This window comes from Acidovorax delafieldii (genome assembly GCF_007993815.1).
GTDB classification, from domain to species: domain Bacteria; phylum Pseudomonadota; class Gammaproteobacteria; order Burkholderiales; family Burkholderiaceae_C; genus Acidovorax; species Acidovorax delafieldii.
Genome location: NZ_VJWE01000011.1, coordinates 86,157 through 108,695 on the forward strand (window position 1 = coordinate 86,157; position 22,539 = coordinate 108,695).

The 22,539-nt window shown below is 63.2% G+C and carries 26 protein-coding genes and 1 tRNA gene; 3 read left to right on the forward strand and 24 right to left on the reverse strand.

The genetic code is table 11. From position 1 onward, the window contains the following. Positions 1–78: 78 nt before the first annotated feature. The 5 genes from ATF69_RS03115 to ATF69_RS03135 all read right to left on the reverse strand — a co-directional run bounded on the left by ATF69_RS03115 (position 79) and on the right by ATF69_RS03135 (position 6,665). Positions 79–537: an NUDIX domain-containing protein gene (locus ATF69_RS03115; protein ID WP_146869862.1), complete on the reverse strand. Its 459-nt coding sequence runs from the start codon at positions 535–537 to the stop codon at positions 79–81. Then, the gene (locus tag ATF69_RS03120) at positions 527–1,399 is read right to left on the reverse strand and encodes an ATP-binding protein (protein ID WP_146869863.1); all 873 of its coding nucleotides are present in this window, start codon (positions 1,397–1,399) and stop codon (positions 527–529) included. Before ATF69_RS03120 ends, ATF69_RS03115 begins: the two co-directional genes overlap by 11 nt. Positions 1,400–1,461: 62 nt before the next feature. After that, entirely contained in the window at positions 1,462–2,691 is a 1,230-nt protein-coding gene (gene argJ / locus ATF69_RS03125) for a bifunctional glutamate N-acetyltransferase/amino-acid acetyltransferase ArgJ (RefSeq protein ID WP_099731099.1), read from the reverse strand. Positions 2,692–2,787: 96 nt separating this feature from the next. Continuing rightward, positions 2,788–5,544, reverse strand: coding sequence for a preprotein translocase subunit SecA (gene secA / locus ATF69_RS03130; protein ID WP_056747269.1), 2,757 nt, complete (start codon positions 5,542–5,544; stop codon positions 2,788–2,790). A gap of 137 nt (positions 5,545–5,681) precedes the next feature. Further along, positions 5,682–6,665, reverse strand: coding sequence for a M23 family metallopeptidase (locus ATF69_RS03135; protein ID WP_146869864.1), 984 nt, complete (start codon positions 6,663–6,665; stop codon positions 5,682–5,684). A gap of 32 nt (positions 6,666–6,697) precedes the next feature. Between ATF69_RS03135 and ATF69_RS03140 the strand changes: the two genes are divergently transcribed. After that, a complete protein-coding gene (locus ATF69_RS03140; RefSeq protein WP_056060290.1) occupies positions 6,698–6,997 on the forward strand; it encodes a hypothetical protein in 300 nt (99 codons plus the stop codon). Between the two features lie 43 nt (positions 6,998–7,040). Here ATF69_RS03140 and ATF69_RS03145 read toward each other — a convergent pair. The 6 genes from ATF69_RS03145 to petA all read right to left on the reverse strand — a co-directional run bounded on the left by ATF69_RS03145 (position 7,041) and on the right by petA (position 11,276). Beyond that, positions 7,041–7,116 (reverse strand) — tRNA-Thr (locus tag ATF69_RS03145). Positions 7,117–7,165: 49 nt separating this feature from the next. Beyond that, positions 7,166–7,705 (reverse strand): ClpXP protease specificity-enhancing factor, encoded by a 540-nt coding sequence (locus ATF69_RS03150; RefSeq protein ID WP_146869865.1) that lies wholly within the window; start codon positions 7,703–7,705, stop codon positions 7,166–7,168. Positions 7,706–7,757: 52 nt separating this feature from the next. Next, entirely contained in the window at positions 7,758–8,369 is a 612-nt protein-coding gene (locus tag ATF69_RS03155) for a glutathione S-transferase N-terminal domain-containing protein (RefSeq protein WP_005794209.1), read from the reverse strand. Positions 8,370–8,470: 101 nt separating this feature from the next. Continuing rightward, complete coding sequence (locus ATF69_RS03160; protein WP_099731102.1) at positions 8,471–9,232, reverse strand: cytochrome c1; 762 nt, start codon at positions 9,230–9,232, stop codon at positions 8,471–8,473. Positions 9,233–9,249: 17 nt separating this feature from the next. Further along, on the reverse strand, positions 9,250–10,665 hold the full coding sequence (locus ATF69_RS03165) for a cytochrome b (protein ID WP_056747267.1): 1,416 nt from the start codon (positions 10,663–10,665) through the stop codon (positions 9,250–9,252). A gap of 11 nt (positions 10,666–10,676) precedes the next feature. Next, entirely contained in the window at positions 10,677–11,276 is a 600-nt protein-coding gene (petA, locus tag ATF69_RS03170) for a ubiquinol-cytochrome c reductase iron-sulfur subunit (protein ID WP_056060279.1), read from the reverse strand. 145 nt (positions 11,277–11,421) lie between these two features. Between petA and mscL the strand changes: the two genes are divergently transcribed. Then, positions 11,422–11,850, forward strand: coding sequence for a large conductance mechanosensitive channel protein MscL (gene mscL / locus ATF69_RS03175; RefSeq protein ID WP_056641077.1), 429 nt, complete (start codon positions 11,422–11,424; stop codon positions 11,848–11,850). 182 nt (positions 11,851–12,032) lie between these two features. On the opposite strand, the gene pdxA is transcribed toward mscL, so the two are convergent. Together pdxA and ATF69_RS03185 are read right to left on the reverse strand one after the other, a co-directional pair. Beyond that, positions 12,033–13,061, reverse strand: coding sequence for a 4-hydroxythreonine-4-phosphate dehydrogenase PdxA (gene pdxA / locus ATF69_RS03180; protein WP_146869866.1), 1,029 nt, complete (start codon positions 13,059–13,061; stop codon positions 12,033–12,035). A gap of 124 nt (positions 13,062–13,185) precedes the next feature. Then, on the reverse strand, positions 13,186–13,959 hold the full coding sequence (locus ATF69_RS03185; RefSeq protein WP_146869867.1) for a Nif3-like dinuclear metal center hexameric protein: 774 nt from the start codon (positions 13,957–13,959) through the stop codon (positions 13,186–13,188). 140 nt (positions 13,960–14,099) lie between these two features. Here ATF69_RS03185 and ATF69_RS03190 point away from each other — a divergent pair, with 140 nt between their 5' ends. After that, a complete protein-coding gene (locus ATF69_RS03190) occupies positions 14,100–15,248 on the forward strand; it encodes a trypsin-like peptidase domain-containing protein (protein ID WP_056060267.1) in 1,149 nt (382 codons plus the stop codon). 356 nt (positions 15,249–15,604) lie between these two features. Here ATF69_RS03190 and tatC read toward each other — a convergent pair whose 3' ends face one another. From tatC to hisH, 11 genes are all read right to left on the reverse strand, one after another. Continuing rightward, entirely contained in the window at positions 15,605–16,399 is a 795-nt protein-coding gene (gene tatC, locus ATF69_RS03195) for a twin-arginine translocase subunit TatC (RefSeq protein ID WP_056060263.1), read from the reverse strand. Positions 16,400–16,458: 59 nt separating this feature from the next. Next, a complete protein-coding gene (gene tatB, locus ATF69_RS03200; protein ID WP_146869868.1) occupies positions 16,459–16,923 on the reverse strand; it encodes a Sec-independent protein translocase protein TatB in 465 nt (154 codons plus the stop codon). 52 nt (positions 16,924–16,975) lie between these two features. Beyond that, positions 16,976–17,218: a Sec-independent protein translocase subunit TatA gene (gene tatA, locus ATF69_RS03205; protein WP_056060256.1), complete on the reverse strand. Its 243-nt coding sequence runs from the start codon at positions 17,216–17,218 to the stop codon at positions 16,976–16,978. A 106-nt stretch (positions 17,219–17,324) separates the two neighbouring features. Next, positions 17,325–17,681, reverse strand: coding sequence for a histidine triad nucleotide-binding protein (locus ATF69_RS03210; protein WP_146869869.1), 357 nt, complete (start codon positions 17,679–17,681; stop codon positions 17,325–17,327). Between the two features lie 235 nt (positions 17,682–17,916). Then, positions 17,917–18,954 (reverse strand): patatin-like phospholipase family protein, encoded by a 1,038-nt coding sequence (locus ATF69_RS03215; protein WP_146869870.1) that lies wholly within the window; start codon positions 18,952–18,954, stop codon positions 17,917–17,919. After that, positions 18,947–19,333: a DUF4870 family protein gene (locus ATF69_RS03220; RefSeq protein ID WP_060984277.1), complete on the reverse strand. Its 387-nt coding sequence runs from the start codon at positions 19,331–19,333 to the stop codon at positions 18,947–18,949. The genes ATF69_RS03215 and ATF69_RS03220 overlap by 8 nt, the downstream gene beginning before the upstream one ends. Next, on the reverse strand, positions 19,330–19,704 hold the full coding sequence (locus ATF69_RS03225) for a phosphoribosyl-ATP diphosphatase (protein WP_146869871.1): 375 nt from the start codon (positions 19,702–19,704) through the stop codon (positions 19,330–19,332). Before ATF69_RS03225 ends, ATF69_RS03220 begins: the two co-directional genes overlap by 4 nt. Before the next feature lie 20 nt (positions 19,705–19,724). Then, positions 19,725–20,123 carry a phosphoribosyl-AMP cyclohydrolase gene (gene hisI / locus ATF69_RS03230; RefSeq protein ID WP_082522382.1) on the reverse strand — a complete coding sequence of 133 codons (399 nt, stop codon included), beginning with the start codon at positions 20,121–20,123 and terminating at the stop codon, positions 19,725–19,727. A gap of 124 nt (positions 20,124–20,247) precedes the next feature. Then, positions 20,248–21,048, reverse strand: a complete 801-nt coding sequence (hisF, locus tag ATF69_RS03235; RefSeq protein WP_056747261.1) for an imidazole glycerol phosphate synthase subunit HisF — start codon at positions 21,046–21,048, stop codon at positions 20,248–20,250. Positions 21,049–21,055: 7 nt separating this feature from the next. Then, complete coding sequence (gene hisA, locus ATF69_RS03240) at positions 21,056–21,796, reverse strand: 1-(5-phosphoribosyl)-5-[(5-phosphoribosylamino)methylideneamino]imidazole-4-carboxamide isomerase (protein ID WP_056060243.1); 741 nt, start codon at positions 21,794–21,796, stop codon at positions 21,056–21,058. Between the two features lie 65 nt (positions 21,797–21,861). Beyond that, positions 21,862–22,539 (reverse strand): imidazole glycerol phosphate synthase subunit HisH, encoded by a 678-nt coding sequence (gene hisH, locus ATF69_RS03245; protein WP_108497078.1) that lies wholly within the window; start codon positions 22,537–22,539, stop codon positions 21,862–21,864.

The window sequence follows — 22,539 nt, forward strand, 5'->3', positions numbered from 1 at the left end:
AACCAGCGGTAGCGCTAGTGCTGCATGCCTGAGGAGCTACTAATTCAATAGCAAATCAGTCCCACACAGGCGGGAGTCTCACTCCACCGCGGACTGCAGACCCCGCTCCTCAGCCAGCCATTGCAACACCGGATAGGCACCGGGCAGCACCGGGGACACCGTGATCGGCATTTGCTGCCAGGCCATGGCCTGGCCTTCACGCATCTCGAATTCGCCAGTCCATTCCCAGACCTTGCACCAGTGCAGCCGCACCAGTGCGTGGGGGTAATCGTGTTCGGTCACTTTCCAGACGCTGGCCGGGCCGATGGTCACTCCCAGCTCCTCGATCAGTTCGCGGCGCAGTGCCTGCTCCACGGTCTCGCCCGCCTCCAGCTTGCCACCCGGAAACTCCCAGTACCCCGCATAGGGCTTGCCCAGCGGGCGGGTGGACAGCAGCATCGCGCCGTCTGCGCGCAGCAGGATGCCCACGGCCACTTCGGTGTGTTTGCGTTCGGCAGTGGCCGGGACGCTGTCTGGAGCGAGATGTTCAGCCGCCATGTCGCCCCGCATAGTCACGCGCAAACTGGTACGCCACACGGCCGCTGCGCGAGCCACGCTCCAGCGCCCAGACCAGGGCCTCAGGCCGCGCCGCCTCAATGGCCTGCGCGGGCACACCGAACGATGACAACCACTGCGCCACGATGGTCAGATACTCCTGCTGGCTGAACGGGTAGAAGCTGACCCACAGGCCAAAACGCTCCGACAGCGAAATCTTCTCCTCCACCACCTCGCCCGGGTGCACCTCGCCGTCTTCGGTGTGGGTGTACGTGAGGTTGTCGGCCATGTACTCCGGCAGCAGGTGGCGCCGGTTGCTGGTGGCGTAGATGAGCACGTTCGGCGTGGCGGCCGCCACCGAGCCGTCCAGGATCGACTTGAGCGCCTTGTAGCCTGGCTCGCCGTCCTCAAAACTCAGGTCATCGCAGAAGACGATGAATTTCTCGGGCCGGTCAGACACTACGTCCACGATGTCCGGCAGGTCGGTCAGGTCGGCCTTGTCCACCTCTATCAGGCGCAGGCCTTCGGCTGCGTAAGCGTTCAAGCAGGCCTTGATCAGCGACGACTTGCCGGTACCACGCGCACCGGTCAGCAGCACGTTGTTGGCGGGCTTGCCCTGCACAAACTGCTGCGTATTGCGTTCGATCTTTTCTTTTTGCGGATCGATTTCCTTGAGGTCTGCCAGCCGCATCGCCCCCACGTGGCGCACGGGTTCCAGCGTGCCATGCCCACTGCTGCGCTTGCGGTAGCGCCAGGCAATGGAGGCGGACCAGTCAGGCGCTCCCAGCGGCTGGGGCAGCACCGACTCGATGCGGGCGATGAGCTGCTCGGCACGTTCGACCAAGCGTTCAAATTTTTCGTTCATTGTGGCGACATGCGCTAGTGGAATATGCCTCAACAGCTATCATAAAGATAGCAAAACCCAACTCACGAGCGGTAGTCGGCGTTGATGGTCACGTACTCGTGGCTGAAGTCGCAGGTCCACACCGTGTCCGCTGCGGTACCGCGCCCCAGTAGCACCCTCACCGTGATCTCGCTCTGCTTCATCACCCGCTGGCCGTCTTCTTCGCGATAGGCAGGATTGCGCCCCCCTTGCAGCGCCACATGCACATCGTCCAGGTACAGGTCGATGCCGGTCTGGTCCAGGTCGTCAATGCCGGCATAGCCCACGGCCGCCAGGATGCGGCCCAGGTTGGGGTCGCTGGCAAAAAAGGCCGTCTTGACCAACGGCGAATGGGCAATGGCGTACGCCACCTTGCGGCACTCGTCGCCAGTCTTGCCGCCTTCGACCCGCACTGTGATGAACTTGGTCGCCCCCTCGCCGTCCCGCACGATCGCCTGCGCCAGCTTTTGTGACACCGAGAGCATCGCAGCCTTGAGGGCCTGGCCGTCCGCGCTGTCGAGCGAGGTCACGGGCGCATGCGCTGCCTTGTTGGTGGCAACGACCACGAACGAATCGTTGGTCGATGTGTCACCGTCAATGGTGACGCGATTGAAAGAGCCGTCAGCCAGATCACGCGCCAGTTGCTGCATGACGGCGGGCGCCACGCAAGCGTCCGTGGCCAGGAAGCCCAGCATGGTGGCCATGTTGGGGCGGATCATGCCCGCGCCCTTGCTGATGCCCGTGATGGACACTGTGGCGCCACCGATCTGCACCTGCGCAGAGAACGCCTTGGGCAGTGTGTCGGTGGTCATGATGCCCTCGGCGGCACGGGCCCAATGGCCGGGCTGCGCATCGGCGATGGCGGTGGGCAGTCCCGCTTCGATGCGGTCGTTGGGCAGCGGCTCCATGATCACGCCGGTCGAGAACGGCAGGATCTGCTCGGGCGCCACGCTCAGCTGACGAGCGAGCGCAATGCAGGTGGCGCGCGCACGCGCCAGGCCGTCAGCCCCGGTACCTGCATTGGCGTTGCCCGTGTTGATGACCATGGCGCGAATGGGCTGGCCGCTGCTCAAGTGCTCGCGGCTGATCTGCACCGGCGCTGCGCAAAAGCGGTTCTGCGTGAACACGCCAGCCACGCTGGCGCCCTCGTCCAGCAGGAACACGGTGAGGTCCTTGCGGTGGGCCTTGCGGACACCAGCTTCGGCAACACCGATGCGCACACCGGCGATGGGGTGCAGATCGGCAGCAACGGGAGCGACTAGATTGACGGGCATGAAGGTCTTTCTCAAAAAACTGCGGCCGATTATCCGGAAAACCGTGGCGCGCCAATGAAAACACGGGCCGAAGCCCGTGTTGTCTGGATCAGGAAATCAAGCCAGCTTGCCGTGGCACTGCTTGTATTTCTTGCCGCTGCCACAGGGACAGGGGTCGTTACGGCCCACACGCATACCTTCGGGCAGCGCTTGCTGGGCCACGGTCTGTGCATCCACCGTGGTCTCCACCTCGCCAGTTTCGGTGGGTGCGGTATAGGTCACGTTGGCAATGCTCTCGGCGCGCTGTTCCATGTCTTGCGCGGCCTGGTCGAGCTGCGCCTGCGACTGCACCTGCACGGTCATGAGGATCTTGGTGACCTCATTCTTGACCTGGTCGATGAGCTGGCGGAACAGCTCGAAGGCCTCGCGCTTGTACTCCTGCTTGGGCTGCTTTTGCGCATAGCCGCGCAGATGGATGCCCTGGCGCAGGTAATCGAGTGCGCTCAGGTGATCGCGCCAGTTGGAGTCAAAGTTCTGCAGCAGCACCACACGCTCAAACTGCGTGAAGTTTTCGCGGCCCACCTGCTCGACCTTGGCATTGAAGGCAGCGTGCGCGGCCTGCAAGACCTTGTCCAGGATCTCGTCGTCGGTGATCGCATTGGCGCCCTGCACTTCCTGCTGCAGCGCGATTGGCACCTGCCATTCTTCTGCGAGTGCCTTTTCCAGCGCGGCCAGATCCCACTGCTCTTCCACCGATTCGGCAGGCACGTACTGGCGCACCAGATCGGTCATGCAGTCTTCGCGCATGGCCGCAATCACATCCGACAGGTCAGACGCGTCCAGGATGTCGTTGCGCTGCTGGTAGATCACCTTGCGCTGATCGTTGGCCACATCGTCGTACTCCAGCAACTGCTTGCGGATGTCGAAGTTGCGGGCCTCCACCTTGCGCTGGGCCGATTCGATGCTGCGCGTCACGATGCCCGCTTCAATGGCTTCGCCATCGGGCATCTTCAGGCGGTCCATGATCGCCTTCACGCGGTCGCCCGCGAAGATGCGCATGAGCGAATCGTCCAGGCTCAGATAGAAACGCGACGAACCTGGGTCGCCCTGGCGGCCCGAACGGCCACGCAGCTGGTTGTCGATGCGGCGCGACTCATGGCGCTCGGTGGCGATGATGCGCAGGCCGCCCAGCGCCTTGACCTTCTCGTGGTCCACCTTCCACTGCTCACGCAGCGCGGCCACCTTGGCGGCACGGTCGGACTCGGACAGGGATTCGTCGGCTTCGATGGCCGCCACATCCTTCTCGATATTGCCGCCCAGCACGATGTCGGTACCACGGCCAGCCATGTTGGTGGCGATGGTGATCATGCCCTCGCGACCGGCCTGGGCCACGATGTCGGCCTCACGGGCGTGCTGCTTGGCATTGAGCACCTGGTGGGGCAGGCCTTCCTTGTTCAGCAGCTGGTCGATGATTTCGGAGTTCTCGATCGACGTCGTGCCCACCAGCACGGGCTGGCCGCGCTCATGGCATTCGCGAATGTCCTTGATGGCGGCTTCGTACTTCTCGCGCGTGGTCTTGTAGACGCGGTCCAGCTGGTCGTCGCGCTTGCTGGGCCGGTTGGGTGGGATGACCGTGGTTTCCAGGCCATAGATTTCCTGGAACTCGTAGGCTTCGGTATCGGCCGTACCCGTCATGCCGGCGAGCTTGTTGTACAGGCGGAAATAGTTCTGGAACGTGATGGAGGCCAGTGTCTGGTTCTCGGCCTGGATGTTCACGCCTTCCTTGGCTTCCACGGCCTGGTGCAGACCTTCACTCCAGCGGCGGCCCGACATCAGGCGGCCGGTGAACTCGTCCACGATCACGATCTCGCCGTTTTGCACCACGTAGTGCTGATCGCGGTGGTACAAGTGATTGGCCCGCAGCGCTGCATACAGGTGGTGCATCAGCGTGATGTTGGCCGGGTCGTACACCGAGGCGCCTTCGGCGATCAGGCCGTGGGACGCCAGAATGCGTTCGGCAGTTTCGTGGCCCTGCTCGGTCAGAAACACCTGGTGGGTTTTTTCGTCCAGCGTGAAGTCGCCGGGCTTGGTCACACCCTCGCCTGTGCGGGGGTCCGCCTCGCCTTCCTGACGCACCAGCAGGGGCACCACTTTGTTCATCGCGATGTACATCGCCGTGTGGTCTTCGGCCTGGCCACTGATGATGAGCGGCGTGCGGGCTTCGTCGATCAGGATCGAGTCCACCTCGTCCACGATGGCAAAGTTCAGGCCCTGTTGCACACGGTCCTGCGCTTCATAGACCATGTTGTCGCGCAGGTAGTCAAAGCCGTATTCGTTGTTGGTGCCGTAGGTGATGTCGGCACGGTACGCAGCCTGCTTTTCTTCACGGGGCATGTTGGGCAGGTTGATACCCACCGTGAGGCCCAGGAAGTTGTACAGGCGCCCCATCCACTGCGCATCGCGGTTGGCGAGGTAGTCATTCACCGTCACCACGTGCACGCCCTTGCCCGAGAGGGCATTGAGGTACACCGGCAGCGTGGCCGTCAGGGTCTTGCCCTCGCCAGTGCGCATTTCGGCGATCTTGCCGAAGTGCAGCGCCATGCCACCGAGCAGCTGCACATCAAAGTGCCGCATCTTCATGATGCGCTTGGAGCCCTCGCGCACCACGGCAAAGGCTTCGGGGAGGATGCTGTCCAGCGACTCGCCCTTGGCCACGCGGTCCTTGAACTCCTGCGTCTTGGCCCGGAGCTGCTCGTCCGACAGCTTCTCGTAATCGGGCTCCATCGCATTGATGCGGGTCACCGTCTTGCGGTACTGCTTGAGGAGCCGGTCATTGCGGCTGCCGAATATTTTGGTGAGGAAGTTGGTGGCCATGCGAACAGGACCGCCTGCCCCGCTGCAATCAGCGCGCCAAGCGACCGAAATCCCTAAGATGAATTGAGTTCAGATGGGTCCTGCGACCGATATTGCAAGCATTGCAACTGCGGGCAGAGAACGCCGGACCCGCGATTTTACCTGCCCGGTGCCGGTGCGGCTGGCTGTCCTGCCAACGTGGAGGACTGAATGGCGGCTACCTGTGCGCCAGTGGCCGTACCGCCCGCATTCAGGAACTTCTGTGGGTCCTGGAAAACCCCCTGGACCAGCACCTCAAAGTGCAGATGCGGCCCCGTCGAGCGGCCGGTGGTACCGATCTCCGCAATCTTTTGCCCGCGGCGCACGATGTCGCCCTGCTTGATCAAGACGCGCGAGGCATGGGCATAGCGCGTCACCAGCTGGTTGCCATGGTCTACCTCGATCATGTTGCCGTAGGCGGGGTGGTACTCCTGGGTAACAACCACGCCTCCGGCGGCCGCCAGGATGGGTGTACCGGTGTCGGCCTGGAAATCCAGCCCGGTGTGCAAGGCCGACTGCCCCGTAATGGGATCGACCCGCCAGCCAAAACCCGACCCGGCAACACGCCCCGTGACGGGCGCATGGGTCGGAATCATCTTCTTGCGGATGTGCTGGTCAAACAGACGGGACTCCAGCACCGTCATCAGATCCACACGCTGATTGGTCAGGCGCTCCAGATCATCCAGGGTGGTTTGCAGCTCTTCCATGGACAGGTTGCGCGCGCTCACGAGGGCGCCGCCGCGGGCATCCGCTTTCTGAATGTCAGCAGGTGCCATGCCCGCAAGGCCCAGCACACGGTCCCCCAGGGACTCCAGCTGCACCATGCGCGCTTGCATTTCACCCACACGCCGGGCCATGGCATCGAGATTGGCGCGCATGAATCGGTCACGCTCGGCAAACTCATCCTTGACCACAAGGCGCACCAGCGAGCCCACGATAGGCCACCCTTCACGCGCCCCTTTCAGAAAAACCCAGTGGTAGAGCCCTGCAGCCACCACCATCAGGCACAGCGACACAGCAAGCCCCGCCAGGACCAAGCGCGTGCCAGACAAATGAATGGCCCGGCTGCGCGCCAGTCTGGCGTCCGTGATAATCAAATGCACTGCCAATACTCCACGCCCGAAGACGCCACACCATGAATCGCCGCCACTACGCCGTCACCCTGCAGCAAGCCAGCGAGGAATCCCCCACGCTGGCAAAGCTTACAGCGCTGACACGCGACTCCAGTGATCGGCTCAAGGCCATTGAATTGCTGATTCCCGCCGCGTTGCGCCCAGCGGTTCAGGCTGGCCCCATTGACGGGGACAGCTGGTGCCTGCTGGTCAAGAGCAATGCTGCGGCGGCAAAAATACGCCAACTGCTGCCTGCTTTGCAGGCGCATCTGCGCAGTCGGGGGTGGGAGGTTAACGCGATTCGCCTGAAAGTTCAAACCTGACGGCCAGGGCGTCAGTGCCAGGGAATGCGAAAAGCAAGAGAAATGGTGCCGGTTGTCGGAATCGAACTGACGACCTACCGCTTACAAGGCGGGTGCTCTACCAACTGAGCTAAACCGGCGAAGGCAGTATTTTATCCTGTAAAAACCGACCGAAATTTGAAACTGCAGCTATTTGATGCGCTTCAGCGAGGGGCGTGCTCCACCTTGAGCAGGCGGCGGCCGAGGAGCGTCGCCCCCATCATCCTTGTGGCCATCTTCCACACCCACCAGCTGCACGACACGGTCTTCGGCAGGCACGGCAGCAGTCGCCTCTTCCGTTTGCATCGGCGCGGGGGACGCAGCAGCAGACAGTGCAGAGGGAGCCCCCTCCGCAGAAGTCAACAGATCCACCGGTGGCGGGAACGCCATACCTTGACCGTTCTCACGGGCATAGATGGCGATCACACGGCCGACTGGCACCAGGATTTCGCGGGGCTTGCCACCAAAACGCGCCTTGAATTCAATGAATTCATTGCCCAATTGCAGCGCGCTGGTCGCATCAAAACTGATGTTCAGAACGATCTCGCCATCCTTCACATACTCGCGCGGCACCTGCACGGAGTCGTCCACACGCACCGCCACGTAAGGCGTGAGCCCGTTGTCGGTACACCATTCGTACAGGGCGCGAATGAGATAGGGGCGCGTGGAGGTCGATTCCTGTGCGGTCATGGATGGCGGTACTACAGCTGCTATGGAGGGAGGGAAGTCTGCAGGCCGCTGCTTACTTGCGCATGACCTTTTCGGACGGCGTCAGCGCTTCAATGTAAGCCGGGCGCGAGAAGATGCGCTCAGCGTACTTGAGCAGCGGGGCCGCATTCTTGGACAGATCAATGCCGTAGTAGTCGAGGCGCCACAGCAGCGGCGCGATGGCCACGTCCAGCATCGAGAAGTTGTCGCCCAGCATGTACTTGTTCTTGAGGAACACCGGGGCCAGCTGCGTCAGGCGGTCACGGATGTGGGCGCGCGCCTTTTCCAACGCTTTCTCATTGCCCTTGGTCGCACGCGATTCGAGCGTGTTCACATGCACGAACAATTCCTTCTCGAAGTTGAGCAGGAACAGGCGCACGCGGGCGCGGTCCACCGGGTCACCAGGCATCAGTTGCGGGTGCGGGAAGCGTTCGTCGATGTACTCATTGATGATGTTCGACTCGTACAGGATCAGGTCGCGCTCGACCAGGATCGGCACCTGGCCGTACGGGTTCATCACGCTGATGTCTTCGGGCTTGTTGTACAGGTCCACATCGCGGATTTCAAAGTCCATGCCTTTTTCAAACAGGACAAAACGGCAGCGGTGGGAGAAGGGACAGGTCGTACCCGAGTAAAGCACCATCATGGTGGGAGGCTCCTAAAAATCAAAAGAGTGGGACGCCAAAAGCGCCCACTCTGTAATAAATCCGACGGCACCCCGCAGGGTGCTAGCGATGGATCTGGCGTTTACTTGACGTCCTTCCAGAACGCAGCGTTCAAGCGCCAGGCAATGATCGTGAACACGCCCAGGAACATCAGCACCCAGACGCCCACGCGCCAACGGGTGTTCTGCGCGGGCTCGCCCATCCACTGCAGATAGTTCACCAGATCACCAATATTCTGATCGAATTGCAAAGGCGTCATCGTGCCTGGCGTGATCTGCTCCCAGCCCTTGAACACATGGGTCTTGTGGCCGTGGCTCTCGTGTTCTTCAAACACGGGACGACGTTCGCCCTGCAACTGCCACAGAACATGGGGCATACCGACGCTGGGGAAAGCCAGGTTGTTCCAGCCAGTGGCTTTGGTGTCGTCGCGATAGAAGGTGCGCAGGAAGGTGTACAGATAGTCAGCCCCCGTGCCGCCGTGGCCTGCACGCGAACGTGCGATCACGGTGAGGTCGGGCGGGTTGGCACCAAACCATTCCTTGGCCTGCTTGGGATCGATCGACGCCTTCATGGTTTCACCCACCTTGTCGGTGGTGAACAGCAGGTTGTCCTTGATCTGCTGCTCGGTCAGGCCGATGTCGCGCAGGCGATTGAACCGCATGTAGGCCGCCGAGTGGCAGCTCAGGCAGTAGTTCACGAACACCTTGGCACCGTTTTGCAGCGAGGCCAGGTCGTTGGTCTTGTTGGGCGCCTTGTCCCAGGCAATGGTGTCGCCACCCGCCGCATGGGCAGCACCGGCGACCAGACCCACAGCGGCGATCAACGTGAGGATGATTTTCTTCATTGTTGTTATCTCCAGGCTCAGTGCGCCACAAAGGTCACGCGGTCAGGCACGGGCTTGGCTTCGCCAATGCGGCTCCACCAGGGCATCAGCAGGAAGAAGCCGAAGTAGAACAGCGTTCCGACTTGCGACACCCGCTCGCCGATCGGCGATGGTGGCTGCACACCCAGGTAGCCCAGGATCAGGAAGATGATCACAAACACGCCGTACAAATACTTGTGCCAGTCAGGACGGTAGCGGATCGACTTGACAGGGCTGTGATCCAGCCAGGGCAGGAAGAACAGGATGATCACAGCACCACCCATGACCACCACACCCCAGAACTTGGCATCGATGGACAGCATCATGGCGATGACCACCACGGCCGCACCGGCGATACCCGCCTTCACGAAGCTGGGCAGCTTGGCCTTGAGCACCCCAAAGCCCGCACCCGCGACCACGCACAGAACGAGCACATACATCATCTCGGTGGTAATGGCACGCAGCATCGAATAGAACGGCGTGAAGTACCAGACCGGAGCAATGTGTGCAGGGGTCTTGAGCGGATCGGCAGGGATGAAGTTGTTGTATTCGAGGAAGTAACCACCGAACTCAGGAGCAAAGAACACCACGGCCGTGAATGCCATCAGGAACATGCTCAGCGCGAAGATGTCATGCACCGTGTAGTAGGGGTGGAAGGGCACGCCATCGAGCGGCTTGCCATTGGCATCCTTGGGAGCCTTGGGGCCCTTGATTTCCACACCATCGGGGTTGTTGGAGCCCACGTCGTGCAGCGCCAGCAAGTGCGCCACCACAAGGCCCAGCAGCACCAGGGGCACGGCAATCACGTGGAAGCTGAAGAAGCGATTCAGCGTCGCATCGCCCACCACATAGTCGCCACGGATCAGCAGAGCCAGATCAGGACCAATGAAGGGGATGGCTGCGAACAGGTTCACGATCACCTGGGCGCCCCAGTAGGACATCTGACCCCAGGGCAGCAGGTAACCCATGAAGGCTTCGGCCATCAGGCACAGGAAGATCGCGCAACCGAAGATCCAGACCAGCTCGCGCGGCTTGCGGTAGCTGCCGTAGATGAGGCCACGGAACATGTGCAGGTACACCACCACAAAGAACGCCGAAGCGCCCGTGGAGTGCATGTAGCGGATCAGCCAGCCCCAGGGCACATCGCGCATGATGTACTCGACCGACGCGAACGCGAGATTGGCGTCCGGCTTGTAGTGCATGACCAGGAAGATGCCGGTCACGATCTGGATCACCAGCACGACCAGCGCCAGCGAGCCGAAGATGTACCAGAAGTTGAAGTTTTTCGGAGCGTAGTACTCCGACATGTGCACCTTGTAGGCGTCAAAGGCCGTCGGGAACCGGTTCTCGAACCAGTTGGTGACCTTGGCGCCTGCGGAGGCGTTCGGCGAGATTTCTTTGAATTCGTGGGCCATGTCGTTCTCCGTCAAGCCTTCTTGTCTTCACCGATCAGCAGGCGCGTATCGGACAGGTACATGTGCGGAGGCACCTCAAGGTTGTCGGGTGCTGGCTTGTTCTTGAAGACGCGGCCCGCCATGTCGAACGTGGAGCCGTGGCAAGGACACAGGAAGCCGCCCTTCCAGTCGTCGGGCAGCGAAGGTTGTGCACCGGTCTGGAACTTGTCCGACGGCGAGCAACCCAAGTGCGAGCAAATGCCCACACCCACAAAAATTTCCGGCTTGATGGAGCGCGCCTCGTTGCGGGCGTACTCGGGCGTGAGTTCAGAGGGCTTGCGCTCCGACTTGGGATCGGCGAGCTGGCCGTCGAGCTTGGGCAGCTCTGCCAGTTGCTCTGGCGTGCGCTTGATGATCCAGACGGGCTTGCCGCGCCACTCCACAGTGACCTTTTCTCCAGGTTTGAGGGCGGAGATATCCACCTCGACAGCAGCACCAGCGGCTTTGGCACGCTCTGAGGGCTGGAAAGTACTCACGAAAGGAACGGCGGTTGCCACGCCGCCCACCGCACCAGCACATGCTGACGTGATGATCCACGTCCGCTTGCTGGAGTCGATTGGAGTGTCACTCATGGGGATCCTCGATGAACATCGCTAGATTGGGGTCAACCGCGAATTGTAGCGGAGTGAAAATGGTTATTTCCAAGTGGTTTGCTGGCTTGACAGGGGTGCGAACCGGGCAATACTCCCCCATCACCGTTTTACAAGGAGCAACAACATGGGGATGATGCAAGAGTTCAGGGAGTTCGCGGTCAAGGGCAATGTGATTGACCTCGCGGTGGGCGTCATCATTGGCGGCGCCTTTGGCAAGATCGTGGATTCGGTGGTAGCGGACCTGATCATGCCGGTGGTGGGGCTGGTCTTTGGCAAGCTCGATTTCTCCAACCTGTTCATCGTGCTGGGCAACGTGCCTCCGGGCACGGGCACCACGCTCGACGCCCTCAAAAAAGCCGGTGTGCCAGTGTTTGCCTATGGCAACTTCCTGACCGTGGCGGTCAACTTTGTGATCCTGGCGTTCATCATCTTCATGATGATCAAGCAGATCAACCGCCTCAAGCGCGAGGCCCCTGCCGCGCCCGCCGCGCCGGTGGCCCCTCCCGAAGACATTGTGTTGCTGCGCGAAATTCGCGACAGCCTGAAGAAGTAAACCCTTGGGCCAGCGGCCTTAGTGGCCGCATAAAACGCCACCGCTGCGCTGCCTCCACCAGCCGCCGGTGGCGTTGGCTTTTTGGGGTCACGCCGCCCGCACGCCCGCGTCCGGGCTGGCACAATTTTCGGCGGTTCATTGATCTCGATCAGCGCTGGGCCCCAAGGCTTCAGCAGCTGACGTCATCCACACAGCGCCCGCGCCATGCGCACCGCCTCGATCAGGCTGGAGGCATCTGCAACGCCCTGCCCTGCAATATCAAACGCCGTGCCATGGTCGGGGCTGGTTCGCACCAGGGGCAGGCCCAGGGTCACGTTCACGCCCTTTTCCACCCCCAGGTATTTCACCGGGATCAGGCCCTGGTCGTGGTACATGGCAACGACCACATCGAACTCGCCCGCGCGCTGCGGGGTGCTGCGCGCGCGCATGAACACCGTGTCAGGCGCAAACGGGCCGTGCACGTCGAGCCCCTGCGCGCGCGCCGCCGCGATGGCCGGTGCGATCACCTCCAGCTCCTCGCGGCCGAACAATCCGCCCTCGCCCGCATGGGGGTTCAACCCTGCCACACCCACGCGGGGCACACGGCCCAGGCTGCGCTGCAAGGCGGTGTGGGTGATTTGCAGCGTCTGCAGCACGTTGTCCTGCGTCACCGCCGCAATCGCGTCGCGCAGCGACACATGGATGCTGACGAGCACGGTGCGCAGCTCGTCATTGGCCAGCATCATGCGCACGGGCATCCGCGCCAGTGGCACCCCCTGGTGCGCAGCAGCCTCTGCCTGCAAGAGCTCCGTATGCCCCGGGAAGTCCACCCCTGCGGCCGACAAGGCCTCCTTGTGCAAAGGGGCTGTAACCAGCGCTGCCACCTCCCCACGCAATGCGGCACGCGCCGCCCAGACCACGCTGTCCGCTGCGGCACGGCCGGCGGCGGCGCTGATCTCGCCCCAAGGCTGGGGCCCCGGGATCCCGGGCAGTTGGAGCACGGGGATGCAGCGGGGCGGAGCATCCGCTGCTTCGCCCGGTGACCCGATCTGCGCGACGGGCACACCGGGCACACCGGGGCGCGTGATGGCGTCCGCAGCGCGTCGCACCGTGGCCAGGTCACCGACGACAAAGCAGTGGCGCAGCGCATCGGGCGCATCGCGAAAGGCCTTGGCCACGATCTCGGGGCCGATGCCGGCGGGATCTCCCTGGGTGATGGCGATGGGTTGCATGGGTTTGGAGCCAAAAGTGCTTGTAGCGCTAGTTGTTCATGCGCTATCAGCTATGAATAAATGAGCAAAATGGACCGGATATCCGCACGATGTGATTGCTTGCCGTGCGGTGTCTTGCCATGGGCTAGGCGGGGTTGTCGATCTCGATGAACTGGTGGCTCAGCCCGCACTGGTCTGCCACATGCGCCGCCACGGCGGGGGCGCCATAGCGCTCCGTGGCATGGTGCCCGGCGGCAATAAAGCCCACCCCCGTCTCGCGCGCCAGGTGCGCCTGGGGCTCGGAGATTTCGCCGGTGATGAAAACATCCGCCCCTGCGGCAATGGCCGACTCGAAATACCCCTGCGCGCCGCCCGTGCACCACGCCACGCGGCGCACGGGGCGCCGTGCAGCGGCACCACCGCCCACGTCACCCGGCGACACCAGGGTCACGGTGCGGCCGAGCGCCTGGGCAACATGGTCGGCCACAGTCTCGACATTATCGAAAGCCGCGGGCGCTGCAAAGCCCAGGTCCTGCTCGCCAAACCGCGCATCGGCGGCAAAACCCAGCACCCGGCCCAGCTGTGCGTTGTTGCCCAGCTCGGCATGGGCATCGAGCGGCAGGTGGTACGCAAACAGGTTGATGTCGTGCGCCAGCAGCAGTTGCAGCCGCTGCTTCATCCAGCCCGTGATGCGGCCATCCTGTCCGCGCCAGAACAGGCCGTGGTGCACAAAAATGGCATCGGCCTGCGCGGCAATGGCGGCTTCGATCAGTGCACGGCTGGCAGTGACGCCACTGACCACTCGCCGGATCACGGCCTTGCCCTCGACCTGCAGGCCATTGGGGCCGTAGTCCTTGAAGCGCTCGGGTTGCAGCAGGCTGTCAAATGCCTGCAAAAGTTGACTGCGGTGAATGCTCATGCCGCTATTGTGGCGCGCCGTTCGCGCCCCCACATTCGGAGACAATCCTGTGTGAGAGGGAGCGCCCAGGCCGCCACGGCAAACCTGCAGCGTCCACCTCCATCGCCCACACCCTGTACTACCACCGGCAAGCACCTTTCATGAAGCGACTCTGGCTGTTGTTTTCCCAGTCCGTGACGGTCCTCGTTGCGGCCTACTTTGTTGTCGCCACGCTCCAGCCTGACTGGCTGGGCCGGGGCACCACGCGCTCCGGGGCCGGTATTGCGCTGCTGGAGGCCCCTGCCACGCCGCCGTCGCAGCCCGCGGCGGGCAGCTTCAGCGGTGCGGCGCGCAAGGCGGCGCCGGCCGTGGTCAGCATCAACACCAGCAAGGAAGTGCGCCACCCGCGCAGCAACGACCCCTGGTTCCAATTTTTCTTTGGTGACCAAGGCAGCCAGGCGCAGGCCGGCCTGGGCAGCGGCGTGATCGTGAGCCCCGAGGGCTACATCCTCACCAACAACCATGTGGTGGAAGGTGCTGACGAGATCGAGGTGACCCTCACCGACAGCCGCCGCGCCCGTGCGCGCGTGATCGGCACCGACCCCGACACCGACCTGGCCATCCTCAAGATCGAACTGGACAAGCTGCCCGTGATCGTGCTGGGCAACTCCGACGCCCTGGATGTGGGCGACCAGGTGCTGGCCATCGGCAACCCCTTCGGCGTGGGGCAGACCGTGACCAGCGGCATCGTGAGCGCGCTGGGCCGCAGCCAGCTGGGCATCAACACGTTTGAAAACTTCATCCAGACCGACGCGGCCATCAACCCCGGCAATTCGGGCGGTGCGCTGGTCGATGTGAACGGCAACCTCATGGGCATCAACACCGCGATCTACTCGCGCTCGGGCGGCAGCATGGGCATCGGGTTTGCCATTCCGGTGTCCACAGCCCGCATGGTGCTCGATGGCATCGTGAAGGACGGCCAGGTCACACGCGGCTGGATTGGCGTGGAGCCCAACGAGCTGTCGCCCGAACTGGCAGAAACCTTTGGCGTCAAAAAGGCCACCGAGGGCGTGATCATCACCGGCGTGCTGCAGGACGGCCCCGCTGCCCAGGCTGGCATGCGCCCGGGGGATGTGATCGTGAGCGTGGACGGCAAGAGCGTGGGCAATGTGTCGCAGCTGCTGACCGCCGTGGCGGCACTCAAGCCGGGCCAGGCTGCGGCGTTTGACGTGCAACGGGCCGATAAGCGCGTGGAGCTGAGCATCAACCCAGGCGTGCGCCCCCGGCCACAGCGCAATGTGAGGCGCTGAGCCCCTTCAGCGAGCCCGGCTCTGCGCGGTAATCGCCGGGCGGGTACAAGCCATCACCACTGCCGATTGGGGGCGAAGCAGGCGAAGGTCGTCGGCTTTGGGGCCCCTCTGGCAGGGCCAAGCCGGGGTGAGGAACAGGCCAATCGGAAGGGGCCAGATGCGGGTGAGCCGTGTCCCTTCCTCTGACGGGCTGCAGTCCTCATACCACTATAAAAAACATAGCTGCCAGCGCATATCACACTAGCGCTTGCAGCTATTTGTATTGTTTTTTCTGTCTCATCGCCCAGGTGGAGCCCCACGGACGCGATCTGTGCATCACCCCCAACGCAACCCCACCAGCCTGCGGGGCTGGCAGGTCAGGATGCAGAAGCGGATTCCCCGGGCTCTTCGGGCGCCTGGGTGTGCTTGATGAAGATCTGCGCGGCCCAGATGCCCACCTCGTACAGCAGGCACATGGGCACGGCCAGCGACAGCTGCGACACCACATCGGGCGGTGTCACGACGGCGGCCACCACAAAGGCCAGCACGATGAAGTAGCCGCGAAACTCGCGCAGCTTTTGCACGCTCACGATGCCCATGCGGGCCAGCACCACCACGGCAATCGGCACTTCAAACGCCATGCCGAACGCCAGGAACATGGACAGCACAAAACTCAGGTAGGCCTCGATGTCAGGCGCGGCCGTGATGCTCTTGGGTGCAAAGCTCTGAATGAACGCGAACACCTGGCCAAACACCAGGTAGTAGCAAAACGCCACCCCGATGAAGAACAGCAGCGTGCTGGACACCACCAGCGGCAGCACCAGCTTTTTCTCGTGCGAATACAGGCCGGGCGCCACAAAAGCCCAGATCTGCCACAGCACAAAAGGCAGCGCGAGCAGGAACGCCGACATCAGCAAGATCTTGAGCGGCACCATGAACGGCGAAATCACCGAAGTGGCGATCAGCGTGGCCCCCTTGGGCAGGTGGGCTACCAGAGGGGCGGCCAGAAAGTCATACAACGCGCCAGGACCCGGGAAGAAGAACAGGATCGCTGCCGCAATGGCGATGGCGATCATGGCCTTGACCAGCCGGTCGCGCAGCTCCATGAGGTGCTGTACGAACGGCTGCTCAGTGCCGGCCAGTTCGTCTTCTTTGGTGGGGGTTTCGGACATGGTGGGTTTTCGTGGGCGTCAGGGCCGCCCATGCAGCGCACAGGGCGCCGCAGGCTGCGTCAGTGGAATTTTTGGGGGCGGTAACGTGCTACGCGGGCTGCGCCAGACTGTGCCTTGGAGCGCACACCACTGCGAGCCTTGTACCACTGGGGCACCGCACCACGCTTGAGGCGCCAGTTCTTGCCGGGGTGCTTGTAGGCAGGCACCACGGCCGCCTGCTCCCGCAGGTCGGCGTTGTTGCTGGAATCGATGGCATCGGTCCAGTCTTTCTCGAACTCGCTGGCGCTGGTCTGGATGGTGTTGTGCACGTCGCGCGCGGCGTTCTCCACCGTGTCCTTCATCTTCTTGAGCTCATCGAGCTCCATGGACCGGTTGACCTCCGCTTTCACGTCGGACACATAACGCTGCGCCTTGCCGAGCAAGGTGCCGACGGTACGGGCCACACGGGGCAGCTTCTCGGGGCCGATGACGATCAACGCCACGGCGCCGATCAGCGCCATTTTGGACAGGCCAATATCAATCATGGATCAGGCGCCAGCGCAATGCAGGCCAAGGCAGCGGGTCGGCAGCACCAGCTCAGCTCTTTTGTTTGGCTTCGACATCGATGGTGGTCTTGTCTGCGGCCTGGCTGTTGGCCACCTGGCCAGCGGGGGGCGTGGCAGCAGCTGGTGCATCAGACGAGCCATCCTTCATGCCGTCCTTGAAGCCCTTGACGGCGCCGCCCAGGTCAGAGCCCATGTTCTTGAGCTTCTTGGTACCGAACACCATCACAACGATCAACAGCACGATCAGCCAGTGCCAGATGGAAAAAGAGCCCATGAAATATCTCCTAACGAATTGCAATCATTTTAGACGGGGGGCGTGACAGGAGTTCAGTGCCGGGGCAAGCCGACACCTCTCAACATGGCACGATCGTCAGCCTGGTTCAGCCTTTGAGCCACGGACGGGGGCCGCCCATGACATGGATATGCAGGTGGTGAATTTCCTGCCCACCTTCAAGCCCCGTGTTTACCACGACGCGAAAGCCACCATTCGGGTACGGGTTGCAGCCCTGCTCCAGTGCCAGCTTTGGCGCCAGCGCCATCATGCGCCCCAACACCCCGGCATGCTCCGGGGTGACCTGTGCCATGGAAGGGATATGCAGCTTGGGCACCATCAAGAAATGCACTGGCGCCCACGGGTGAATGTCGTGGAAGGCGAAGATTTCTTCGTCCTCATAAACCTTCTTGGAAGGGATCTGGCCCGCGATGATTTTGCAGAAAAGGCAGTTCGGATCGTGCATGGGAGGGATCGGAGCAAAGGGAATCAGGGGTACAGGCGCGGATCAACCCTGAGGGTGCCTCGCGCGCAAGCGAGGGATGTCCTGCATAACCCTCGCGAGTCGGTGTAGTGCGGATCGGGATGGGCCGCAAGGCGTCTTTTTGCAGCCAATAGCTGTGCTATTGGCCAAAAAAGCAACGCAGCGGACCGCCCCAGACCGCGCTATCACGGACCGCAGGGAGTTATGCAGGACATCCCTAGGCATTGTCAGCGATCTTGATGCTGGGGCGCACGCCCACGTCCTTGCGGTGCGCGTGCAGCCACTCCTGCCCCGCTGTGCGACCCAGCGCAAACAGCTTGCGCACAAAGGCCAGGTCCGCACGCAGCTTGCTGTCGGCCCCGAAGGGCGCCAGCACCGAGCCACCATCGATGCGGTGCATACGCACGCTCTTGTAGCGGCGGGCGTCGAGCTTGCCCTCGGCGAGCAGGCGGCGAACGAATTCGATGGCGCGCAGCTCGGCCAGCAGGCTGGCGTTGAAGGTGACTTCGTTCATGCGCTCCATGATCTCGGAGGCGCTGCTGGGCACGTCCAGATGCTCCACGGGGTTGATCTGCACCAGCAGGATGTCCGAGGTATCGGTCTGGTAGATCAGCGGGTGCAGCGCGGGGTTGCCGGAATAGCCGCCGTCCCAGTACGCCTCACCCTCGATCTCGACCGCCTTGAACAGCATGGGCAGGCAGGCCGACGCCATCACCGCATCCGCGCTGAGCCGGGGCCCAAAAAAAATCTCGCCCCGGCCGGTGCGCACGTTGGTGGCACACACAAACACCTTGGGGCCGACGACGCCGGTGCGGGCGGAGCACAGCAGGCTGAAATCCACCTCGCGCTCCAGCAGCTTGCGCAGGGGGTTGATCCCCAGCGGATTGGTCTGGTAGGGCGAGAACCACTGCGACATCATGCCCACCAGCGGATTGGCGGCAGACAACGGCGTTCCCCACGTCAGGCTGCCCAGCGCGCCCACCCCTTCCCACAGGCGGGTGAGCGACTCGCGGGCCAGGGTGCAGCCTGCGAGGTGGGCGTCTTCGGGGGCCTTGTGCTGCTGCGCGGCCTGCGCAAACCCGTGCGCCAGGGCCACCGCGTTCATGGCGCCTGCGCTGGTGCCACTGACACCGTCGAACTGCCACTGGCCGTCCTCCAGCAGCGCATCCAGCACGCCCCAGGTGAGCGCGCCGTGCGAGCCGCCGCCCTGCAGCGCCAGGTTCAGACGCGGGCGGGGACGGACTGCTTCATGCATCCACGGTCTGGCTCTTGTTCATGGCGACCATGCCGCGCACGATGCGGTACAGGAACCAGATGGAGATCAGGCCCCAGGCGATCCAGCCGGGCAGGAAGAACAGCAGCCACAGCGGCGCCGTGACGATGTAGAGCACGCCGGCCCAGATCACGGTGCGGATGCGCCATGAGAAATGGTTGGCCTGCCAGGTGCCTTCGGCATCGCCCTTTTTCACCAGGTCGATCACCAGCGCCACGATCAACAGCGCAGCGCCGGGCTGCGCGCCGGGGATGACCGCCCCCAGCGCCACGATCAGGTGCAGCACATAGCTGACCCAGCCGATGGCCTTGAGGTCCTCGGCCTTCTGGTCGTTGGTCTGCACGTCGATGATGTCGCTCACGGTGTGCCTTCTTCGGCAGCGCGTTCCGCCACCTTGCGCAGGGCCTTTTCCTCGATGCCGCTGGTGCCTTCGCGGCGCTCCAGCTCGGCCACCACATCGGCAGGCGTGAGCCCGTAATGGGCCAGCGCCACCATGGTGTGGAACCACAGGTCGGCCACTTCGTAGACGATCTTGGACTTGTCGGCGCCATGGTCCACGTCCTTCGCGGCCATCACCACCTCGGTGGCTTCTTCGCCGATCTTCTTCAGGAAGGAATTCGGCCCCTTGTGCAGCAGGCGCGACACGTAGCTGGTGGCCGGGTCGCCGCCGTTGGCGGGCTTGCGGCTTTCGATGACGGCGGCCAGGCGCGCCAGGGAATCGTGGGAACTCATGCTCTTGTCGTCCATTGCCATTACTTGTAGATGGATTCGGGGTCTTTCAAGACCGGATCGACCGCGTGCCAGGCACCGTCCTTGAGCACGCTGAAAAAGCAGCTGTGGCGGCCCGTGTGGCAGGCGATGCCGGGCTCGTGGCCCTGCTGGGTGACCTTGAGCAGCACCACGTCGTTGTCGCAGTCCAAGCGGATCTCGTGCACCGTCTGCACGTGGCCGGACTCTTCGCCCTTGAACCACAGCTTTTTGCGCGAGCGGCTGAAGTACACGGCGCGGCCCAGTTCAGCGGTTTTCGCCAGGGCCTCGCGGTTCATCCACGCAAACATCAGCACGTCGCCCGTGCCCTGCTCTTGCGCAATCACGGGCACCAGACCCTGCGCATCCCATTTCACTTCGTTGAGCCAGTTCATGGGGGCCATTGTCGGTGATCCGTGTGGCGCGCCAGTGCCAACCAGGGCGCGCACCTGCACTTTTCAAGTGTTTTTGGCTGCTGGCGCACATATCACATGCGCCAGCAGCTATCAAATCAGGAGCAAATGCCGATCACATCCGCACGGGGATGCCACGCTCTGCCATGCGCTGCTTGGCCTGGCCCACCGTGTATTCGCCGTAGTGGAAGATGCTGGCGGCCAGCACCGCGTCGGCGCCGCCGGTCTGGATGCCGTCGGCCAGGTGGTCAAGGTTGCCCACACCGCCCGAGGCGATCACGGGCACGCTGACAGCGTCACTCACCGCGCGGGTCAGTTCCAGGTCAAAACCCGCCTTGGTGCCGTCGCGGTCCATGCTGGTCAGCAGGATCTCGCCCGCACCGCGCTGCGCCATCTCGGTGGCCCAGGCAATGGCGTCCAGGCCGGTGTTCTTGCGCCCACCGTGGCTGTACACGTCCCAGCCCGCACCCACGGGCTGGCCGTTGGCACCCAGGCGCAAGGCGTCTTCGGCCGAGCGGCGCTTGGCGTCGATGGCCACCACAATGCACTGTGCGCCGTACTTGGCCGACACCGCGTTGATCACCTCAGGGTTGGCAATCGCGGCCGAGTTAAAGCTGGTCTTGTCCGCGCCGGCATTGAGCAGGCGGCGCACGTCGTCCACGGTGCGCACGCCCCCCCCCACGGTGAGCGGAATGAACACCTGGCTGGCCACGGCCTCGATGATGTGCAGGATGAGGTCACGGCCATCGCTGGTAGCGGTGATATCGAGGAAGGTCAGCTCGTCAGCGCCTTGTGCGTTGTAGCGCGCAGCAATTTCGACCGGGTCGCCTGCGTCGCGCAGCTCGACGAAATTGACGCCCTTGACCACACGGCCTCCGGTGACGTCCAGGCAAGGGATGATGCGTTTGGCGAGCATGCGGTCCTTAGCCGTTCAGTTCGTCGGCACGTGCTTGTGCCGCCGCAAAGTCCAGGTCGCCGCTGTAGATGGCGCGGCCGCAGATCACGCCCTCCACGCCCTCGTCTTCGACGGCGCACAGCTGCTCGATGTCGGCCATGTTGGACAGGCCGCCCGAGGCGATCACAGGGATGCTCAAAGCCTGGGCCAGCTTCACCGTGGCGTCGATGTTGATGCCCGACAGCATGCCGTCGCGGCCGATGTCGGTGTAGATGATGGATTCGACGCCCCAGTCCTCGAACTTCTTGGCCAGGTCCACGACCTCGTGGCCGGTGAGCTTGCTCCAGCCGTCGGTAGCCACCTTGCCGTCCTTGGCGTCGAGCCCCACGATGATGTGGCCGCCGAACGCGCTGCAGGCGTCTTTGAGGAAGCCGGGGTTCTTCACGGCCGCCGTGCCGATGATCACGTAGCGCAGGCCGCCGTCGATGTATTTCTCGATGGTGTCCAGGTCGCGGATGCCGCCGCCCAGCTGCACGGGGATGTCGTCACCCACCTCTTTCAGGATGGACTTGATGGCGCTGTAGTTCTTGGGCACGCCCGCAAACGCACCGTTCAGGTCCACCAGGTGCAGGCGGCGTGCGCCGGCATCCACCCATTTGCGCGCCATGGCGGCAGGGTCTTCACCAAAGGTGGTGGATTGGTCCATATCGCCTTGCTTGAGGCGTACGCAGTGGCCGTCTTTGAGGTCGATGGCGGGGATGAGCAGCATGGTGGTGAAGTTCGGGTGAAAAAGGGCGAGACGCAGCTCGGCCCGAACGGGTGGGGGTTAAGGGATCAGGGATTCCAGTGCAGAAAATTGCGGTACAGGGCCAGGCCGTGCTCCGCGCTTTTCTCCGGGTGAAACTGGGTGGCAAAAATATTATCGCGTGCAACCGCGGCAGCAAACAAACCGCCGTAGTCGGCCTGCCCGGCGCAATGGGCGGGATTTTGCGGCACAGCGTAGAAACTGTGCACGAAGTAGAAGTAACTGTTGTCGGGCACACCGGCCCACACCGGGTGCACGCCGCCGCCGTGGTGGGCGTGGGGCATCTGCCGCACCTGGTTCCAGCCCATCTGGGGCACCTTGAAGCGGCTGCCATCGGGCTGGGTGCGGCCTGCCAGGTCAAACTTGAGCACATCGCCAGGGATCAGGCCCAGGCCGGGCGTGTTGCCTTCAGCGCTGTGGTCCAGCAGCATCTGCATGCCCACGCACACGCCAAACATCGGCTTGGTGGCAGCGGCTTCGAGCACCGACTCCTGCAGGCCGGACTCGCGCAGCTCGCGCATGCAGTCGGGCATGGCGCCCTGCCCTGGCAGCACTATGCGCTGGGCGGCGCGCACGTCTTCGGGGCGCTGGGTGACGACCACGGTCCAGCCCGTTCCCTCGGCGGCGGCCTGCACGGCCTGCGACACCGAGCGCAGATTGCCCATGCCGTAGTCCACGACCGCCACTGTTTTTGCTTCCATATTCAT